Origin of the sequence: Sphingopyxis sp. LC81 (assembly GCF_000756375.1) — a bacterium.
Lineage (GTDB): Bacteria > Pseudomonadota > Alphaproteobacteria > Sphingomonadales > Sphingomonadaceae > Sphingopyxis.
Genome location: NZ_JNFD01000017.1, coordinates 1 through 18,198, shown reverse-complemented (window position 1 = coordinate 18,198; position 18,198 = coordinate 1). Strand labels below are relative to the sequence as shown.

Annotated in this window: 22 protein-coding genes; 13 read left to right on the top strand and 9 right to left on the bottom strand. The window is 64.9% G+C overall.

Annotated elements, in window-relative coordinates:
• Nucleotides 1-54 precede the first annotated feature (54 nt).
• The 5 genes from FG91_RS08905 to hemE all read right to left on the bottom strand — a co-directional run bounded on the left by FG91_RS08905 (nucleotide 55) and on the right by hemE (nucleotide 4,012).
• Nucleotides 55-717: a TerC family protein gene (locus tag FG91_RS08905; RefSeq protein ID WP_152568065.1), complete on the bottom strand. Its 663-nt coding sequence runs from the start codon at nucleotides 715-717 to the stop codon at nucleotides 55-57.
• Between the two features lie 59 nt (nucleotides 718-776).
• On the bottom strand, nucleotides 777-1,070 hold the full coding sequence (locus FG91_RS08900; protein WP_037514315.1) for an antibiotic biosynthesis monooxygenase family protein: 294 nt from the start codon (nucleotides 1,068-1,070) through the stop codon (nucleotides 777-779).
• A gap of 12 nt (nucleotides 1,071-1,082) precedes the next feature.
• Entirely contained in the window at nucleotides 1,083-2,339 is a 1,257-nt protein-coding gene (gene rho / locus FG91_RS08895; protein WP_037514314.1) for a transcription termination factor Rho, read from the bottom strand.
• 194 nt (nucleotides 2,340-2,533) lie between these two features.
• Nucleotides 2,534-2,950: a CopD family protein gene (locus FG91_RS08890; RefSeq protein WP_443027738.1), complete on the bottom strand. Its 417-nt coding sequence runs from the start codon at nucleotides 2,948-2,950 to the stop codon at nucleotides 2,534-2,536.
• 33 nt (nucleotides 2,951-2,983) lie between these two features.
• A complete protein-coding gene (hemE, locus tag FG91_RS08885; RefSeq protein ID WP_037514311.1) occupies nucleotides 2,984-4,012 on the bottom strand; it encodes a uroporphyrinogen decarboxylase in 1,029 nt (342 codons plus the stop codon).
• A gap of 339 nt (nucleotides 4,013-4,351) precedes the next feature.
• Between hemE and FG91_RS08880 the strand changes: the two genes are divergently transcribed.
• The 12 genes from FG91_RS08880 to FG91_RS08825 all read left to right on the top strand — a co-directional run bounded on the left by FG91_RS08880 (nucleotide 4,352) and on the right by FG91_RS08825 (nucleotide 12,724).
• A complete protein-coding gene (locus tag FG91_RS08880; protein WP_037514309.1) occupies nucleotides 4,352-5,164 on the top strand; it encodes a pyruvate, water dikinase regulatory protein in 813 nt (270 codons plus the stop codon).
• Nucleotides 5,161-5,757 carry a Maf family protein gene (locus FG91_RS08875; RefSeq protein ID WP_081940494.1) on the top strand — a complete coding sequence of 199 codons (597 nt, stop codon included), beginning with the start codon at nucleotides 5,161-5,163 and terminating at the stop codon, nucleotides 5,755-5,757. The genes FG91_RS08880 and FG91_RS08875 overlap by 4 nt, the downstream gene beginning before the upstream one ends.
• A complete protein-coding gene (gene aroE, locus FG91_RS08870) occupies nucleotides 5,754-6,566 on the top strand; it encodes a shikimate dehydrogenase (protein ID WP_037514308.1) in 813 nt (270 codons plus the stop codon). Before FG91_RS08875 ends, aroE begins: the two co-directional genes overlap by 4 nt.
• A complete protein-coding gene (coaE, locus tag FG91_RS08865) occupies nucleotides 6,563-7,186 on the top strand; it encodes a dephospho-CoA kinase (protein ID WP_052187440.1) in 624 nt (207 codons plus the stop codon). Before aroE ends, coaE begins: the two co-directional genes overlap by 4 nt.
• Before the next feature lie 19 nt (nucleotides 7,187-7,205).
• The gene (gene dnaQ / locus FG91_RS08860; protein ID WP_037514393.1) at nucleotides 7,206-7,907 is read left to right on the top strand and encodes a DNA polymerase III subunit epsilon; all 702 of its coding nucleotides are present in this window, start codon (nucleotides 7,206-7,208) and stop codon (nucleotides 7,905-7,907) included.
• 45 nt (nucleotides 7,908-7,952) lie between these two features.
• On the top strand, nucleotides 7,953-8,525 hold the full coding sequence (hpf, locus tag FG91_RS08855; protein WP_037514305.1) for a ribosome hibernation-promoting factor, HPF/YfiA family: 573 nt from the start codon (nucleotides 7,953-7,955) through the stop codon (nucleotides 8,523-8,525).
• 148 nt (nucleotides 8,526-8,673) lie between these two features.
• The gene (locus FG91_RS08850; protein ID WP_037514302.1) at nucleotides 8,674-9,138 is read left to right on the top strand and encodes a PTS sugar transporter subunit IIA; all 465 of its coding nucleotides are present in this window, start codon (nucleotides 8,674-8,676) and stop codon (nucleotides 9,136-9,138) included.
• A 24-nt stretch (nucleotides 9,139-9,162) separates the two neighbouring features.
• Nucleotides 9,163-9,498: a DUF1491 family protein gene (locus tag FG91_RS08845; RefSeq protein ID WP_037514299.1), complete on the top strand. Its 336-nt coding sequence runs from the start codon at nucleotides 9,163-9,165 to the stop codon at nucleotides 9,496-9,498.
• Between the two features lie 194 nt (nucleotides 9,499-9,692).
• Complete coding sequence (locus FG91_RS08840) at nucleotides 9,693-10,370, top strand: cell wall hydrolase (protein WP_037514291.1); 678 nt, start codon at nucleotides 9,693-9,695, stop codon at nucleotides 10,368-10,370.
• A gap of 163 nt (nucleotides 10,371-10,533) precedes the next feature.
• Nucleotides 10,534-11,154, top strand: a complete 621-nt coding sequence (locus FG91_RS08835; protein WP_037514285.1) for a DUF4136 domain-containing protein — start codon at nucleotides 10,534-10,536, stop codon at nucleotides 11,152-11,154.
• The gene (locus FG91_RS08830) at nucleotides 11,151-12,260 is read left to right on the top strand and encodes a M14 family metallopeptidase (protein WP_037514284.1); all 1,110 of its coding nucleotides are present in this window, start codon (nucleotides 11,151-11,153) and stop codon (nucleotides 12,258-12,260) included. The genes FG91_RS08835 and FG91_RS08830 overlap by 4 nt, the downstream gene beginning before the upstream one ends.
• Entirely contained in the window at nucleotides 12,257-12,724 is a 468-nt protein-coding gene (locus FG91_RS08825) for a GNAT family N-acetyltransferase (protein ID WP_037514283.1), read from the top strand. The genes FG91_RS08830 and FG91_RS08825 overlap by 4 nt, the downstream gene beginning before the upstream one ends.
• 61 nt (nucleotides 12,725-12,785) lie before the next feature.
• Here FG91_RS08825 and FG91_RS08820 read toward each other — a convergent pair whose 3' ends face one another.
• Nucleotides 12,786-13,241 (bottom strand): Hsp20 family protein, encoded by a 456-nt coding sequence (locus FG91_RS08820; protein ID WP_037514281.1) that lies wholly within the window; start codon nucleotides 13,239-13,241, stop codon nucleotides 12,786-12,788.
• A gap of 188 nt (nucleotides 13,242-13,429) precedes the next feature.
• On the opposite strand from FG91_RS08820, the gene gpmA reads away from it, so the two are divergent.
• Nucleotides 13,430-14,116, top strand: coding sequence for a 2,3-diphosphoglycerate-dependent phosphoglycerate mutase (gene gpmA, locus FG91_RS08815; protein ID WP_037514278.1), 687 nt, complete (start codon nucleotides 13,430-13,432; stop codon nucleotides 14,114-14,116).
• Between the two features lie 42 nt (nucleotides 14,117-14,158).
• Here the strand turns inward: gpmA and FG91_RS08810 are convergent, their stop codons facing one another.
• The 3 genes from FG91_RS08810 to FG91_RS08800 form a co-directional block, all read right to left on the bottom strand.
• Entirely contained in the window at nucleotides 14,159-16,249 is a 2,091-nt protein-coding gene (locus FG91_RS08810; protein ID WP_052187438.1) for a Plug domain-containing protein, read from the bottom strand.
• A 153-nt stretch (nucleotides 16,250-16,402) separates the two neighbouring features.
• The gene (dapD, locus tag FG91_RS08805; RefSeq protein ID WP_037514276.1) at nucleotides 16,403-17,245 is read right to left on the bottom strand and encodes a 2,3,4,5-tetrahydropyridine-2,6-dicarboxylate N-succinyltransferase; all 843 of its coding nucleotides are present in this window, start codon (nucleotides 17,243-17,245) and stop codon (nucleotides 16,403-16,405) included.
• The gene (locus FG91_RS08800) at nucleotides 17,242-17,919 is read right to left on the bottom strand and encodes a pyrimidine 5'-nucleotidase (RefSeq protein ID WP_037514274.1); all 678 of its coding nucleotides are present in this window, start codon (nucleotides 17,917-17,919) and stop codon (nucleotides 17,242-17,244) included. Before FG91_RS08800 ends, dapD begins: the two co-directional genes overlap by 4 nt.
• Between the last annotated feature and the right edge of the window lie 279 nt (nucleotides 17,920-18,198).

The window sequence follows — 18,198 nt, the reverse complement described above, 5'->3', positions numbered from 1 at the left end:
GATGGGAACGGACAAGAAAAAAGCCAGTCCCGCGAAGGACTGGCTTTTCCTTTTTTAGCCGAAGAGCGTTCCGACCCCGACCCCGGGGTCGACCCAGCCTTCGTAGATCATCTTGACCGCGACATAGACGATCACGGCAAGGCCGACGTAAGCGATCCAGCGGTAACGCTCGATATATTTGGCGATGATGTTCGCCGCGAGGCCCATCAGCGCGACGGCAAAGATCAGGCCGACGATCAGGATGCCCGGATGCTCGCGCGCCGCACCGGCGACCGCGAGGACGTTATCGAGGCTCATGCTGACGTCGGCGACGGCGACCGCCCAGGCGGCGCCGGCAAAGCTCTTGGCGGGCTTCAGGCCCGAATGCTCGTCACCCGCAATCTCGGGCGACCCATGCGACTGGCCGGTGTGACGCAGCTCGCGCCACATCTTCCACGCCACCCACACGAGCAGCAGCCCGCCGACGAAAATCAGCCCGACGATCTGCATCAGCTGGGTCACGACGAGCGCGAAGGCGATGCGCAACACCAATGCCGCGATCACGCCGATCAGGATGACCTTCTTGCGCTGTTCGGCGGGAAGCCCCGCGGCGAGTGCGCCAACAACGATCGCATTGTCGCCCGCGAGGACGAGGTCGATCATCAGCACCTGCAGGAAGGCGGCGAAGGCCGCGGGTTCGGTGATGTTCGAAAAATCGTTGACGATTGCGCCCCACATGTCGGCGGGTCCGCCAAATCCGGCGGCATGCGCGCCGGCCTGGGTCAAAAATTCCAAAATCACAGCGCGTCTCCGAAATAGCTGACCTCTGGCATAGGGTCATAAAAGGGATGCAGCAACGCCCGCCATTGTTGATAACGGTCCGATTGCCGGAAGCCGTCCCGATGATCCTCGACCGACCTCCACTTCACCAAAAGCAGATAGGCCTGTCCAGTTTCTGTCGGGCGGCGAATTTCGATTGAAATAAAACCGGGCGATGCTTCGATCAGCGGCCGCGCCGCGCGGGCGGCCGCCTCGAACGCGGCCTCGCTTCCCGCACAAACGGGAAGCAAGGCATGTTCGATCACGGCCATCGCTGGGTCGGCTTACTGATTCATGGAGTCGAAGAAATCCTCGTTGGTCTTCGAATCCTTGATCTTGTCGAGCAGGAATTCCATCGCGTCGATCGTGCCCATCTGCATGAGGATACGGCGCAGCACCCACATTTTGCTGAGCTTGTCCTTTTCGACGAGCAATTCTTCCTTGCGGGTGCCCGACTTGCCGACGTCGAGCGACGGGAAGATGCGCTTGTCGGCAACCTTGCGGTCGAGCACGATTTCCGAGTTACCCGTGCCCTTGAATTCTTCGAAGATCACTTCGTCCATGCGGCTGCCGGTATCGATCAGCGCGGTCGCGATGATCGACAGCGAACCGCCTTCCTCGATGTTACGCGCGGCGCCGAAGAAGCGCTTCGGGCGCTGGAGCGCGTTCGCGTCGACACCGCCGGTGAGCACCTTGCCCGACGACGGGACGACGGTGTTGTAGGCGCGGCCGAGGCGCGTGATCGAATCGAGCAGGATGACGACATCCTTCTTGTGCTCGACGAGGCGCTTGGCCTTTTCGATCACCATTTCGGCGACCTGGACGTGACGCGTCGCGGGTTCGTCGAAGGTCGAGGAGACGACCTCGCCGTTCACGCTGCGCTGCATGTCGGTGACTTCCTCGGGACGTTCGTCGACGAGGAGGACGATGAGGTAAACCTCGGGATGATTGTCGGTGATCGCCTTGGCGATATTCTGCAGCAGCACCGTCTTGCCCGTGCGCGGCGGCGCGACGATCAGCGCGCGCTGGCCCTTGCCCTGCGGGCTGACGAGGTCGATCACGCGGGCCGACTTGTCCTTGACGGTCGGGTCGACGGTGTCGAGCGACAGCTTCTGGTTCGGATAGAGCGGCGTGAGGTTGTCGAAATTGACGCGATGGCGGACGACGTCGGGATCGTCGAAATTGACGCTGATCAGCTTGGTCAGCGCAAAATAACGCTCGCCGTCGCGCGGCGCGCGGATCTCGCCTTCGACGGTGTCGCCGGTGCGCAGGCCATATTTGCGGACCTGGTTCGGCGAGACATAGATGTCGTCGGGACCCGCGAGATAATTGGCTTCGGACGAGCGCAGGAAACCGAACGAGTCCGGGAGAACCTCGATCGTGCCCGATCCGATGATTTCCTCGCCCTCTTCGGCGAGTACTTTCAGGATCGAGAACATCAGGTCCTGCTTGCGCAGCGTCGACGCGCCCTCGACCCCCAGCTCTTCAGCCATTTCGACGAGCTGGGCGGGGGCTTTGGTTTTGAGTTCTTTAAGATGCATGGATGGATTCCAGGTAGATTTTGGGAGAAAATAACAGTCGATTTCGATGCACCCTGGGGTGCCTATCCGGCCGTGGGACGACCGTTCAAGATAGCTTCGGCGCAAGGAAGCGCCGCCCGCGCGGAGCGGGGTTGATCGGCCCCTATAACCGGGCCGGGGTCAAGTCAATCGGGCAGCGCCCGAAGGGCAGGGATTCAGGGACGCACCACGACGAGGATGACGATAATCGCCGCGGCGATCCCGGGGACCTCGTTGAGCAGGCGAAGCTGCTTTTCGGTGAGCGGACGAAGCCCGCGCGCGAGCTTTTTCGCATAGCCGATCATCCAGCCATGATAGCCTGACAGCGCGAGCACGAGGACCAGCTTGGCAATAAACCAGCCCTCGCGCCAATAATCGCCGTTGAAGGCGAGCATCAGCCCGAAGATCCAGACGATAATCAACGCGGGATTCAAAATGATCCGCCGCAGCCGGTCTTCGCGCTCGATCCACTTCTTGTCCTCGTCGGACCCGACGGGCGCTTGGTGGTGATAGACGAAAAAGCGCGGCATCATAAACAGGCCGGCCATCAGGAAAATCACGAAAATGATATGCGCGGCTTTGATCCAAAGCATGGTCGCCCCCAAAAAACCCGCCAGTTCCATAGATTATCCGCCGCGAACGCGCCTGATCAGATGCTCGACATGCGCGATCGGCGTGTCGGGCACGATGCCATGGCCGAGGTTGAAGATATGGGGACGCGACGGGAATGCCGCAAGGATGCGGTTGATCGCGGTATCGAGCGCTTCGCCGCCGGCGACGAGCGCGAGCGGGTCGAGATTGCCCTGTACGGGCAGATGCGCCGGCAAGATGGCGTCGGCCCACAGCGGATCGACCGTCTCGTCGAGCCCGATCGCGTCGACGCCGGTCTCGTCGGCATAGGCGCGGAGCTTGCCGCCCGCACCCTTTGGAAAGCCGATGATCGGCGTATCGGGATGGAGCGTCCTCAATCGGCGCACGATCTCGGCGTTGGGCGCGATCACCCATCGCTCATATTGCGCAGGGCTCAGGCTGCCCGCCCAGCTGTCGAACAATTGCACCGCGTCGACGCCATTTTCGATCTGGCCCGACAGATAAGTGACGGTCAGCTCGACGATCGCGTCGATAATCGCCTGGAACGCCGCTGGATCGCCGAACGCAAGCCGCCTGGCCGCGGCCTGGTCCTTCGACCCCTGCCCCGCCACCATATAGGTTGCGACCGTCCACGGGCTCCCCGCAAAGCCGAGGAAGGTCGTTTCGGGCGGGAGCGCGGCCGCGACGCGCGCGACGGTGGCATAGACGGGGTCGAGCCGCTGGTGGGCCGTCTCGAGCGACGCCAGCGTGCTATCGACGAGTGGGGGTGCGAGCCGCGGCCCCTCGCCGGCCTCGAACCACAAATGCTGGCCGAGCGCGTGCGGGATCACGAGAATGTCCGAAAAGAGGATCGACCCGTCGAAACCGAAACGCCGGATCGGCTGCAACGTCACTTCGGCCGCGGCCTCGGGATCATAGCAAAGCTCGAGAAAGCCGCCCTTGGTTTCGCGAAGGGCACGATATTCGGGCAGATAGCGTCCGGCCTGGCGCATCAGCCACAAGGGCGGGCGCTCGTGCCGCACCCCGCGCAGCGTGGCCAGCAAGTTCTTCGGTGACGCCTTCACGCGGGCCCTCTTTCTCTCTTCATATACATATTAAATAATATTGTGGTGGTTTGTAGGTCGGCGGACAAGCGCGGCTTTAGGCCGGGGCGTCCTTTTTGCCAACAGCTTGACTCTGGGCCTGGCGAGTTGGCGCGCAGAGTCGTTTGTCGCTGTCCCCCTAATTCACAGCCTGTGGATAAGATTCATCCCTTGTGGATAAGCGGTGGAGCGGAATCGACACGGCCGGGGATGAATCGCGCGTGCCGAATTCATCCCTGCGCTTATGCCAAAACTTATCCACAGGGCGGTAAAACGCTTCGCGACTTGCCTTTTTCGGGAGTTTCCCGCCATGGTGCCGCGATGGGCCGGCTCCACTTACATCTCATATCCGACTCCACGGGCGAGACACTCGAAAATATCGCCAAGGCGGCGATCGCGCAGTTCGACGATGTCGAGGTCGTGCGCCATTTCTGGCCGATGGTGCGATCGGAATCGCATCTCGACCGGATCATGGCCGAGGTGCAGGCGAGCCCCGGGATGATCCTCTTCACGCTGGTGAACGGCGAACTGCGCGTCAGCCTCGAACGCCGCGCGACCGCGCTCAACCTGCCGACGGTCGCGGCGCTCGACGCGGTCACCGACGCACTGTCGCGGATGCTCGGCCAGGAAGCGAAGGCGCGTCCCGGCCGCCAGCATGTGCTCGACGCCGCCTATTTCGCGCGCGTCGAGGCGATTCAATTTACCGTCGCGCACGACGACGGCATTGGCTGGGAAAATTGGGAACAGGCCGACATCGTGCTCGCGGGCGTGTCGCGCACCTCGAAAACCCCGACGAGCATCTATCTCGCGAACCGCGGCTTCAAGACCGCGAACATCCCGATCGTTCCCGAATCGCCGCCGCCGAACGCGCTGTTCACCCTGAAGCGCCCGATGATCGTCGGGCTCACCACCGGGCTCGACCGGCTGGTGCAGGTGCGCCGCAACCGCCTGCTCTCGCTCAATCAGGCGCCCGAGACGAGCTATGTCGACGACGAGCGCGTCAAGGCCGAGCTCGCCTATGCGCGGCGGATGTTCGCCGACAATGGCTGGCCGGTGATCGACGTCACGCGCCGTTCGATCGAGGAAACCGCCGCCGCGGTGATCAAGCTCGTCGAAGATCGCGCCGCCGCATGACCCTCCTCCTCGCCTCGCAAAGCAGCGGCCGCGCCGCGATGCTCCGCGCCGCCGGGCTCGACTTCGAAACGAGCGCGGCGCATGTCGACGAAGAGGCGCTCACCGCCTCGCTGCTCGCCGCCGGGCAGACCCCGCGCAACATCGCCGACGCGCTCGCCGAGGCGAAGGCCGTCAAAATCTCGTCGCGGCTTCCCGGCGTGACCGTGCTCGGCGCCGACTCCACCCTCGCCCTCGACGATGGCTCGATGCTCGCAAAGCCCGAAAGTCCCGACGAGGCGGCCGATCACCTTCGCCGCATGGCCGGCACGCGCCACCGGCTGTTCAGCGCCGCGGTCGCCGCGCGCGACGGTGCGCCCATCTGGCGCGCGATCGGCGAAGCGAAGCTGTGGATGCGCCCCTTGTCCGACGCCTTCATCGCCGACTATGTCGCACGCGAATGGGACAGCATCCGCTGGACCGTCGGCTGTTACGAAATCGAAGGAGCGGGCGTGCAATTGTTCGAAAAGGTCGAGGGCGATCCCTGGACCATCATCGGTATGCCGATGCTTCCCTTGCTCGCGTGGCTGCGCACCTCTGGATTGGCTGCATCATGAGCAAACCCTATGCCGAAGTGATCGGTGACCCGATCGCCCAGTCGAAATCGCCGCTGATCCACGGCTTCTGGCTCGATGCCCTCGGGCTCACCGGCGATTATCGGCGCGAACATGTGAAGCCCGAAGACCTCTCCGCCTATATCGCGGAGCGCCGCACCGATCCCGACTGGCGCGGCTGCAATGTCACCATGCCGCACAAGGCGGCGGTGATGGATCTCGTCGACGATCCCGGCGACATTCGCGGCACGATCGGTGCGATGAACACGATCGTCCGGCAAAAGGACGGATCGCTGATCGGCACCAACACCGACGCTGCCGGTTTCTATTCGCCGCTCGCCGAACTCGATCTCGAGGGCGCGCCGGTCGCGGTCGTCGGTGCCGGCGGTGCGGCGCGCGCGGTGCTGTTCGCGCTCGCGCGTGCCAATGTCGGGCCGGTGACGATCCTCAACCGCAGCCCGCTCAAAGCGATGGGCCTGCTCGCGACCTTCGGCCTCAAGGGCGAGACGCGAGCGCTCGATGCGCAGCTCCCGCCGGTATCCTTGCTCGTCAATTCGAGCAGTCTTGGGATGAAGGGCCAGCCGCCGCTCGATCTCGACCTGTCGCCGCTCGCCGACGACGCGATCGTCTACGACCTCGTCTATTCGCCGCTTCAGACCGGCTTGCTCAAGGCGGCCGAGGCGCGCGGGCTCGACACCGTCGACGGGCTCGACATGCTGATCGGCCAGGCCGCGCTCGCGTTCGAGCTATTCTTCGGCAGCGCCCCGCCCGAGGGCCGCGACGAGGAGCTGCGCGCGCTGCTTACGGCATGACGCATCACAAGCGCCTCGGTTCGCGGCTCCGCCGTCCCTTCATTCTCGGACTCACCGGGTCGATCGGCATGGGCAAGTCGACCGCAGCGATGATGTTCGAACGCGAAGGCGTGCCGGTGTTCGACGCCGATGCCGAGGTCCACCGACTGCAAGGCCCCGGCGGCGCATTGGTCGCCGCGATCGAGGCGCGCTTTCCCGGCACCACCGGCCCGAACGGCGTCGATCGCCAAAAACTCGGCGCGCTGGTGCTCGGCAACACGCACGAACTCGCGGCGCTCGAAGCGATCGTCCACCCGGCAATCGGCAAAGCGCAGAAAAATTTCCTTGCGCGCCACCGCGCGCGCGACGTCGTCGTGCTCGACATCCCCCTGCTCTTCGAAAAGGGTGGCTGGCGAAAGGTCGGCGCGATCGCCGTCGTCTCGGCACCGGCATGGCTGCAGCGGAGGCGTGTGATGCGCCGCCCCGGCATGACCGCTGCGAAATTGAAAGCGATCCGCCGGCTGCAGGTGCCCGACCGCGTCAAGCGGGCGCGCGCCGATTTCATCATCGAAACGGGCCGCCCGAAAAGCGAGACGCACCGCCAGATAAGATTTATCGCCTCTTGTTTCCACGCCCGATAGGGTCCAGATTATGGCTTCGATGCGCGAGATTATTTTCGATACCGAAACCACGGGTTTCGACCCCAGAAGCGGGGACAGGCTGGTCGAAATCGGATGTGTCGAGCTGGTCGACCGCCGCGAAACCGGCGTCACCTTTCACGCCTATTTCAATCCCGAACGCGACATGCCCGCCGCGGCCGAGGCCGTGCATGGCCTGTCGATCCAGTTCCTGTCGGACAAGCCGCTGTTCGCGACGCGCGTCGACGAACTTATGGAGTTTCTGGGCGACGCGCCGCTCGTCGCGCACAACGCCGCCTTCGACTTCGGATTCGTCAACGCCGAACTCGCGCGCGCCGGGCGCCCCGCGCTCGACATGACGCGCATGTGCTGCACGGTGCAGATGGCGCGCAAGCTCCACCCCGGCGCGAAACACAGCCTCGACGCGCTCTGCACGCGCTACGGCATCGACCGCAGCCACCGCGTCAAGCATGGGGCTTTGCTCGACGCCGAACTGCTCGCGCATCTCTATATCGAGATGACCGGCGGCCGGCAGATCGGCCTCGGCCTCGCCGCCTCGGGCGCGAGTATCACCGTTTCGAACGCCGCGGCGCCCGCCGCATCGCGCGGCGCCGACCGTCCCTTTCGCGAACCCCGTCCCCATATGGCGTCGGCCGCCGAACTCGCGCGCCACGCCGAATTTGTCGCAGGGCTGAACCAGCCGCTGTGGCTCGATACGGTGTGATGACCTTTCCCTAAATCATCGCGCCGGCCAAGAAGGAGAAGAAAAATGGAAATCCGCGTCTCTGGCCACCAGATCGAAACCGGCGAAGCGCTCCAGGCGCATGTGTCGGACCGGATGAACGCGATTGCCGACAAATATTTCTCGCGCGCAATCGGGGCGCACGCGACCTTCGGAAAAGGACCGCACGACAGTTTCCAGTGCGACATCGTCGCGCATGTGATGCAGGGGCTGGTGCTGAAGGGGCACGGCCAGGCGCAGGATGCGCATGTCGCATTCGAAGGCGCCGCCGAGCGCATCGAAAAGCAGCTCAGGCGCTATATGCGGCGGTTGAAGGATCATAACAACGGCGTGGCGGCACCTTCGCCGACGGTCGACGAGATCGAGGACAATGCGGGCTACACCGTGTTCGACGGCGGCGGCGAAGAGGATGCGGGCGACGCGCCCGCGATCATCGCCGAAACGCGCGTCGATATTCCGAGCAGCAGCGTGTCCGACGCGGTGATGATGCTCGACCTTCGCAACACCAACGCGCTGCTCTTCGTCAACAGCAGGACCGGCACGCACAATATGGTCTATCGCCGCGACGACGGGACGATCGGCTGGGTCGAGCCACGATAGGGCTGGATTTTCTCCGCCATCCGGCTTAAGGGCCGCGCCCAACGATGCCCGAAGCCGGGTTGGCGGGGGGCCTGCCACGACAGATCCGCGATCGCCTGCCAGCATGTTTTCTGGCGGCGGCCGGCGTTTAACAAGATTTGATCAGACAATGAATCTTTCTTCCCTTCTCTATCCGGCGACCGTGCGCGCGCATGTGCAGCTCGATTCGAAAAAGGCGCTCTTCCCCTTCGTGGGCGATCTCGCGGCGCGTTCGCTCGGCCTCGATGCGGGCGAAGTCAGCGAGGCGCTGCTCGAACGCGAACGCCTCGGCTCGACCGGATTCGGGCGCGGGATCGCGCTTCCGCATGCCAAGATGGCCGATCTCGGCGGCGTGCGCGGCCTGTTCCTGCAACTGGCGCGTCCGATCGACTTTACCGCGGTTGACGGCCTGCCGGTCGACCTGCTCTTCATCCTGCTCTCGCCGCTCGATGCCGGCGCCGATCATCTGAAGGCGCTCGCGGGCGTGTCGCGCATGCTCCGCAACGACGCGATTGCCGAACGGCTGCGCGGCGCGAAGAGTGACGAAGCGCTTTATGCGATGCTCGCCGACACCGAAGCGCGTGACGCGGCGTAACGCCGCGCTGCGAGCCATCCCGTGATGCGGCTCAAAAGCCGCTTCCTCGTCGACCTGCTGCTTCGCCGCACCGAAGCGGCCGGCGGCTTTGCGACCGTGGTTATCAAGGGCGACGAAACCTCCGGAATCATCCTCGTCCAATGCAGCGATCGCGGTGAAGCGGGACCGCTGCTCGAACGCCGCTTTTCGGCGGACGGCCACTATATCTGGGAGGCGGTCGGCCCGGCCGACGCAAAAGATGGTGAATCGCGGGCGATCTATCGGGAACGGCGGCGAAAGGCCGATCCCGATATGTGGCTGATCGAACTGGATATCGCAGATGCGCCACAACTCGTCGCGGAGTGGGCCGCGTTAACTTGACTCTGTTGCGGCGCACAATAAGTGCCGCCCATTCGATAACGCGTAGGTCGTTCCGCGGGTTGCACTGCTTTGCAAGCACCCGGCAAACGGTTTGGACACGCAGTCGGACGATGACCGCAGGCGGCGATACAGGACCTTAGTCCCCCGCCTGTTTTGAGAGGTTCGGTTCATCGGCCGCACTTTTGACGGACAATATGAGTCGCATTCTGAACGTAGCCGGCATGGCTGCCGTCGGCATGACTGCCGCCTCCATGCTGCTTTTGGCGGAACCGGGCTTTGCAAGCGATCTTGCGGCCGACGCCAATATCCCCACGATCATCCTGCCGGGCGCCGACGCGCCGGTCGTGGCTGAAAAGGCGGATCTGTCGACCACGGCCGAAGCGCCGGTCGAAGACAATAGCAAGACCGACGAAGAACCCGCCACCGAGCCGAAGCCGGCCCCGGTGACCGCTGACTCGACCGCCGATTCGCTCGCCGAACTCGTCGCCGAAACGCCCAAGCCCGCCGACATCGACGCCGAACTGCGCTGCCTCGCCGGCGCGGTCTATTTCGAATCGCGCGGCGAATCGCTCCCCGGCCAGCTCGCGGTCGCGCATGTCGTGATCAACCGCGCCCAGTCGGGCCGCTTCCCCAAGAGCCTCTGCGGCGTCGTCCACCAAAAGAGCCAGTTCAGCTTCGTGCGCGGCGGCCGGATGCCCGCGGTGCGCAACGCGGCGCAGTGGAATAACGCTGTCGCGATCGCGCAGATCGCCCGCGACGGCAGCTGGAAGAACCACGCCCCGGGCGCGCTCTTCTTCCACGCGCGCTATGTCTCGCCGGGCTGGCGCAAGACGCGCATCGCGCAGATCGACAACCACATCTTCTATCGTTGATCGGACGGGCGCGATGTAGATCGCGCCCTCCCCTTTTATCGTCACCCCGGACTTGATCCGGGGTCCAGCTGCGCCATCGCCGATGGATGCCGGGTCAAGCCCGGCATGACGGCGCGATAGGCCGTTCATTGCCAAGCCATATTTGCTGGCGCATGATGTCCGGATGACGCGTCAAATTTCCGTCGCCCTGCTTGCCGCAGCGGCGCTCGCTCTCGGTGGCTGCGCCACCGCGGTTCCCCCGGTCGAGGTCACGCGTTTCCACGCCAGCGCGCCTGCGGGCTGGGCGCCGGGCACGCGCTACACTGTCGACGCCGCGCCGCTCGGCAACGCCGGGGCGATGATCGACGCGCCCTCGCTCGAATGGAACAGCTACCGCACCGCGGTCGAACAGCAATTGCAACGGCAGGGACTCGTCGCGGCGCCCGACGGTGCCCGCGCGCCCTTGAAGGTGCGCATCGGTTTCGAACGCATGAACCGTGAAGGCGTCGGCCGCCGTTCGCCCGTCTCGGTCGGGGTCGGCGGTTCGACGGGCAGCTACGGGTCGGGCGTCGGGCTCGGAATCGGCCTCAACCTCGGCGGCGGTCCCAAGCGGATGGCCGATCTGCAACTCGCGGTGCGCATCGACGATGCGGCGAGCGGTCAGGCTTTATGGGAAGGCCGCGCAGTGACCGCTGTTCCGGTGAAGGTGCCCGCCAGCCAGCCCAGCCTCGCGGCGGCGAAATTGGCCGAAGCTCTATTCAAGGACTTCCCCGGGGAATCGGGACGCACTATCAGCGTCAAATGACCATCAGCATCAACGCCGCTTTCGACAGCGGCAATATCGTCGTGGAAAATGTCGACGGCACGTCGGCGCGCCTTTCGATTCGCAAGGACCGCGAATCGGACTTTTTCCAATGGTTCCACTTCCGCGTGTCGTGCGCGGTCGGCGACGCGCTCGACCTCGCGATCACGGGGCTTGGCGATTCGGCTTATCCCGACGGCTGGCCGGGTTATGCCGCCTGCGCCAGCACCGATCGCGAAACCTGGTTCCGCCTCGACACCAGCTACGACGCTGGCACGCTGACGATCCAGCACACCGCCGAAAGCCCGATCCTCTACATCGCCTATTTCGCGCCCTATTCGATGGAGCGCCACCACGACCTCGTCGCCCAGATCGCCGAATGCGAGGGTGTGACCTACCGCTGCCTCGGCACCAGCCTCGAAGGCCAGCCGATCGATTGCCTCGAACTCGGCACCGGCGAGACGCAGGTCTGGCTCTATGCGCGCCAGCATCCGGGCGAGAGCATGGCCGAATGGTGGATGGAAGGCGCGCTCGAAAAGCTCGTCGACCCCGCCGATCCGCACGCGCGTTCGCTGCGGCAGAAATGCCGCTTCCACATCGTCCCGAACATGAATCCCGACGGTTCGTGCCGCGGGCATCTGCGCACCAATTTTGCCGGGGTGAACCTCAACCGCGAATGGGATAACCCGACCGCCGAACGCAGCCCCGAAGTCCTCGTGGTGCGTAACGCGATGGATGAAACCGGCGTCGACTGGGCGATGGACGTCCACGGCGACGAAGCGATCCCCGCGGTCTTCCTCGCGGGCTTCGAAGGCATTCCGTCGCTCAAGCCCGAGCAAACCGAAAAATATAAGGCCTTCGAAACCGCGCTCGCGGCGAACACCCCCGATTTCCAGCTCGACCTCGGCTATACCGAAACCGCGCCGGGGCAGGCGAATCTCTCGATGTCGACGACACAGCTCGCCGAACGCTTCGGCGCGGTGTCGATGACGCTCGAAATGCCGTTCAAGGACAATCGCGACCTCCCCGACCCCGCCCAAGGCTGGTCGCCCGAACGCTCGAAGCTGCTCGCGCACGCATGCCTTCAGACGCTGGATCAACTGCTGTGACGGGAGCCTGGCGGATCGTCGAAGATGATCTGTCGGGCGCCGCCATCCGTGCGCTGCTCGAGCAACATTTCGCGGGCATGCTCGCGAACTCGCCGGCCGGAAGCTGCCACTTCCTCGACTTCGATGGCCTCCGCGCCGACGGCGTCACCTTCTGGTCGATCCACCGCGGCGACGAGCTCGCGGGCTGCGGGGCGCTCAAGATGCTCGATGGCGCGCACGGCGAGATCAAGTCGATGCGCACGGCCGAACCCTTCCTGCGGCAGGGCGTTGCCGCGCATATGCTCGATCATATCATCGATGTCGCGCGCGACCGTGGCCTTGAGCGCCTGAGTCTCGAAACCGGGTCGAGCGGGGCCTTCGAACCCGCGATCGCGCTTTACCAGCGTTACGGCTTCACCGAGTGCGAGCCCTTCGCCGATTACCAGCCCGACCCGTTCAGCCGTTTCATGACGCGCGTGCTTTAGGTACGAAAACGGGGCCCGGAAGGGACTCCGGACCCCGCAACATCGTTCGATCGGGCGCCCTTTACGCGGCCTTCTTGTCCTCGATCACCGGCGAGCTGCCGCCGATCGCTATCTTGTGCGGCTTCATCGCCTCGGGAACTTCGCGCACCAGGTCGATCGCGAGCAGCCCGTCGGCGAGGTCGGCCTGTTCGACGCGCACGAAATCGGCGAGCTGGAAGCGGCGCTCGAACGCGCGCGTCGCGATGCCGCTATAAAGCAATTGGCGCGCCTCGCCTTCGGCGACCGGCGCCTTGCGGCCGCTGACGGTCAGCATATTCTGCTGCGCGGTGATGTCGATCTCGTCGGACTTGAAGCCCGCGACCGCGACGGTGATGCGGAAATGGTCGTCGGCGAGTTTTTCGATGTCGAAGGGCGGATAATTTTCGGCGCCCGAACCGCCCGTTTCGAGGAAATCGAACAGCCGGTCGAACCCGACGGTCGAACGGCGATAGGGGGTCCAGTCGAAACTGTTACGCATGGATCTCTCTTCCTTTACAAAGCGAAGCAAGGGACCGCGGAGAACGTGCCGCGATCGCCGCCCGGCCCCGTGTCGGCGGCCGGACAGGGTCAATCTGGTAGCCGGCGAAACCATTTCAAGAGGGCGGTTGGCGTTCGGCGAAAACCCGCGCTAAAGGGCGGCGTCTCTCTCCAGCGCAAGGATCCGAAATGCCCCAGCTCATCCTCATCCGTCACGGCCAGTCGCAGTGGAATCTCGAAAACCGCTTCACCGGCTGGTGGGATGTCGATGTCACCGAAAAGGGCGTCGCCGAAGCGATCGCCGCGGGCGAGCTGATGAAGGCGAAGGGCATCGCCCCCGACACCTGCTTCACCTCGGTCCAGTCGCGCGCGATCAAGACGCTGAACCTGGCGCTCGAGGCGATGGGCCGCCTCTGGCTCCCCGTCACCAAGGACTGGCGCCTCAACGAGCGCCACTATGGCGGGCTCACCGGGCTCGACAAGGCCGAGACCGCGGCGAAGCATGGCGACGATCAGGTCAAGATCTGGCGCCGCAGCTTCGACATCCCGCCGCCGCCGCTCGACGCCGGCTCGCCGTGGGACCTGTCGACCGACCCGCGCTACGCCGGCATCGATATCCCTTCGGCCGAGAGCCTCAAGGACACGATCGAACGCGTGCTGCCCTACTATGAAGCCGCGATCGTCCCCGAACTCGCCGCGGGCAAGACCGTGCTGATCTCCGCGCACGGCAACAGCCTGCGTGCGCTCGTCAAGCATCTCTCGGGCATTTCGGACGCCGACATCACCGGGCTCGAAATCCCGACGGGGCAGCCGATCGTCTATGAGCTGAACGACGATCTGACCGCGCGCGAGCGTTACTACCTTAGCGAGCGGTAAGATCCCGTACCCCGGCGAAAGCCGGGGTACACCGCGGTGACGCTAAAGCGTACCTGTCACCGTCAGCTGGAAAAAGCGCCCGAACTTGCGCAGCCGGCGTTCGCTGAACGCGACCGGCCCATCGCGCCGGTCGACGAACACCGTCCGGTCGAACCCGTCCTTCATCCCCGCAAGGTTGCGGTACGACAGTTTCACCGTGAAGCCCGCGACATCCTTATGCTCGACGAAGGCGGTGACGAACGGCCCGTCGGTATATTCCTTCTCGATCGCGCCGAGCCGCAAATTCGGGCTATAGCGTTCGTCGAAATAGCCCGCGCCCCACGCGAGGTTCGTCCCCGGCACGTCGTGACGCAGGCTCAAATCGACGAGATACTCCTGCCCCTCGCTCTGGTCGCGCCACAGGTCGGTGAGCGGGTCGCGCACGCGGTTGCGACGCAGGGTGATATCGCTGTTGATCCGCGCGCCCTTCCACCCCAGCGGGTCGAGCAGCAAGGTCGCCTTCGAACTGATGCGATAAAGATGCGCGGGCGGCAAATTGCCGCGTCCTTCGGTGGTCGGCGACAGCGGCACCTGGTCAACGAGGTCCTGCGCGTAAGCATAAGCGAAGGCGACCGACGCATTGCCCCACGCACCCATGTCCTGCACGACTTCCAGCTCGGTGCGATTGAGGACGGGCGGGACGAGCAGGCCGTTGCCGCCATTGCCCTGCCCGTTCGCGACATCGACCGAACTCGCGAAATCGAAAAAGTCGAGCTGGTCGACGCGGCGCTGCACGAACCAGTTGATCGTCGTCTTGGGCGCAACCTTCCACGCCAGCGCGACCTTGCCCTTCGGCCGGACGAAGCGGCGCGTCAGTCCGCCCGGACCCGACGAGGTCAGTTCGCTATATTCGGCGCCAAGGTTGACCTGTGCGGTCAAATTAGACGCGAGTGAGCGCCCCCAGGTCAGCGACGCCTCGCCGCGTTTTTCCTCGACCTTGGTCCGCTCGCCGCCGAAGATGACGGGCCGGAAACTGCCGTCGGGTTGCAGCACCGCAAATTCGGAATCGACGTCGAGCGTGTTGTACGCGCCCTCCAGCGCGACCTGCCAGTCGGTGCCGCCGCCGGTGCGCCAGCTATATTCGCCGCGCAAGATCGACTCGCCCTCGTCGGCGGTCTGCTTGAAGCGCTCGCCCGTCCGGCCGCCGACCGCGCGATCGACGATAAAGCTGTCGACGAACGGGCTATGCTCAAAGCGATAGAGCGTGATCAGCTTCAGCCGCCCCTTGCCCAGCCCCAGCTCATAATCGCCGCCGATGTCGAAATTGACTTCGTCTTCGGTGAACTTGAACGCCTCGCGCACCGTGCCGTTCGCCGGCCGCTGCGACACGCTGTCGACGCGTTCGTCGAGCAGCTGCAGCTGGCCGCCAAGGTTCAAATTCCATTTGTTGCCGTTCGCTGTGGTGCGCGCGAGCGCCGCCGACAGCCGCGGCCGCTCGCCATCATAGGCGCCGAACTCGTCGCGCGTGAACAGCAGCACGCCATTGCCGTCGTAAACGCGCTCGGGCCCCCAATGACCCTTGCGCGTGGCTTCGTTCTTGAGGCTCAATGTCAAATTGGTGCCGCCGAGCTTGCCCGTCGTCGAAATCTCGCCGTTCAACCAGTTCTTCTCGAGCCGCGGGCGCCATTCGGGCTGCCAGCGGATCGTCGTCTTATACCCGCCGCTCCCCGCGCCCGCGACGAGCACGACGTTCGCGACCTGTCCGGTCAGCCCGGGGACGTTCAGCCCCGCGCCGTCGACGATGTCGATATAGGCGACCTCGGCGGCGGTGATGCGTGCCAGCGCGGTGCGCGCGTCGGTCGATTTGTTCGCGATGCGCTCGCCGTTGATCAGCACATTCTCGGTCGCCGCGCCCAGCCCGCGCTCACCGCCGTTGGTCCCGGTGACGATCAGGAAGCCCGGCACCTTCTCGACCATGTCGAGCGCGGTGCGCGGCGCGAAACGCGTGAAGTCGGCGGGCGTATAGCGTTCGGCGCCATTAACGGGAACGGGGATCGCCGCCGGCGCGTCGCCGGTGGGCTCCTGCGCCGTGGCGGGCGCGACCGACAGCAAAGCCAATAGGATCAGCGATGATCCGTGAAAAACGGCCGACATAATTCCCCCTCGCGGCCGCTATCGAAACAGATGGCCTCCCCAATCGCGAATAGTTCGCAATAATTATCTTGTTATAATATGTCTACCAACGGGCAGCAGGCCTCGACGAGCGTCGGTTACGACGCCCGATACTGACGGCCATCGGCTTCGCGATCAGTCGCGCAGCAGCTCGTTGATTCCGGTCTTCGCGCGCGTCTTGGCATCGACGCGCTTGACGATCACCGCGCAATAGAGCGACGGCCCGGGCGTCCCGTCGGGCAGCGGCTTGCCCGGCATCGCGCCCGGCACGACGACCGAATAGGCGGGGACTTCGCCGACGAAGATTTCGCCCGTCGCGCGGTCGACGATCTTGGTCGACGCGCCCAGATAGACGCCCATCGACAGCACCGCGCCCTCGCGCACGATCACACCCTCGGCGACTTCGGCGCGCGCGCCGATGAAGGCGCCGTCCTCGATCACCACCGGCCCGGCCTGCAGCGGTTCGAGCACGCCGCCGATCCCCGCGCCGCCCGACAGATGGACGTTCGCGCCGATCTGCGCGCAGCTGCCGACGGTCGCCCAGGCGTCGACCATCGACCCCTCGCCGACATAGGCGCCGATGTTGACGAAGCTCGGCATCAGCACCGCGCCCTTGCTGATAAAGGCGCCGCGGCGGACGATCGATCCGGGGACGGCGCGGAAACCCGCGTCGCGGAAACGATTCTCGCCCCAGCCGGCGAATTTCGACGGCACCTTGTCCCACCAGCGCGCCCCGCCGGGACCACCTTCGATCAATTCCATGTCGTTGAGGCGGAACGACAGCAGCACCGCCTTCTTCAGCCACTGGTTGACCTGCCAGGTTCCCCCGGCGTCACGCTCGGCGACGCGGTAGCTGCCGTCGTCGAGGCCGGCGAGCGCGGTCTCGACCGCTTCGCGCACCGCGCCGGTCGTCGTCAGCCCCAGCGTGTCGCGGTCATCCCATGCGGCTTCGATCGTCGATGTGAGGTCGGTGGTCATGAAATTCCCCATGGTAAAGGCAGATTGTCGAGCCAGTCGGCGATGTCGGTCGCGTGAAAATCGACATGGCTTGGCAGGTGGTCGCGATGGCCGCTTTCGCTGCCATTGTCCAGCCAGACGGTCGTCATGCCGAGTGCCTTCGCTGGAGTCAGGTTGCGTGCCATATCCTCGACGAAGACGCTCTTCGCCGGGTCGACTCCCAGATGCGTGATCATCATCGCATAAGCTTCGGGATCGGGCTTCGGCGTATAGCGCGTGACGCGGATATCGCAGATGCCGTCGAACAGATCGGCGATCCCGCGCGCGTGAAGCACGCGCGCCGCATAATCGGCATCGGCGTTGGTGAAGATCAGCTTGCGCCCCGGCAGGCGTTCGAGCCCGGCGCGCAGCCGCGCATCGACGCTCAGCCGATCGAGCGCGATGTCATGGACATCGACCAGAAAATCCTCAGGGTGCACGCCGTGGTGCCGCATCAGCCCCGCCATCGTCGTGCCATGGTCGTGGAAATATTGCTTCTGCCCCCGCCGCGCCTCGGCGGCGTCGACATTCAGCAGCCGCATGATGAAGGCGCCCATGCGTTCGTCGATCAGGTCGAACAGCCTCGCCGACGGCGCATAGAGCGTGTTGTCGAGATCGAAGATCCAGCTGTCGATATGGTCGAGCGGGGCGGGCATGATGGCGGCCGCATAAAGGCTGGGGCGTATGGGGGCAAGCGGAGGTGAAAAGATCCTCCCTGTGGCGAAGCCATGGGGAGGTGGCAGCGCGAAGCGCTGACGGAGGGGCTATTGGCGCGACGTCGCCGCCCCTCCACCACGCCCTTCGGGCGCGGTCCCCCTCCCCATGCCTGCGGCACAGGGAGGATCGGTTAACCGCATGATGCTACCCCTCCCCCCTCCGCCGCGCTAAAAGGCGGATATCAGGGCAAAGGGAAACGGCGATGCCGAGCAGCAGGG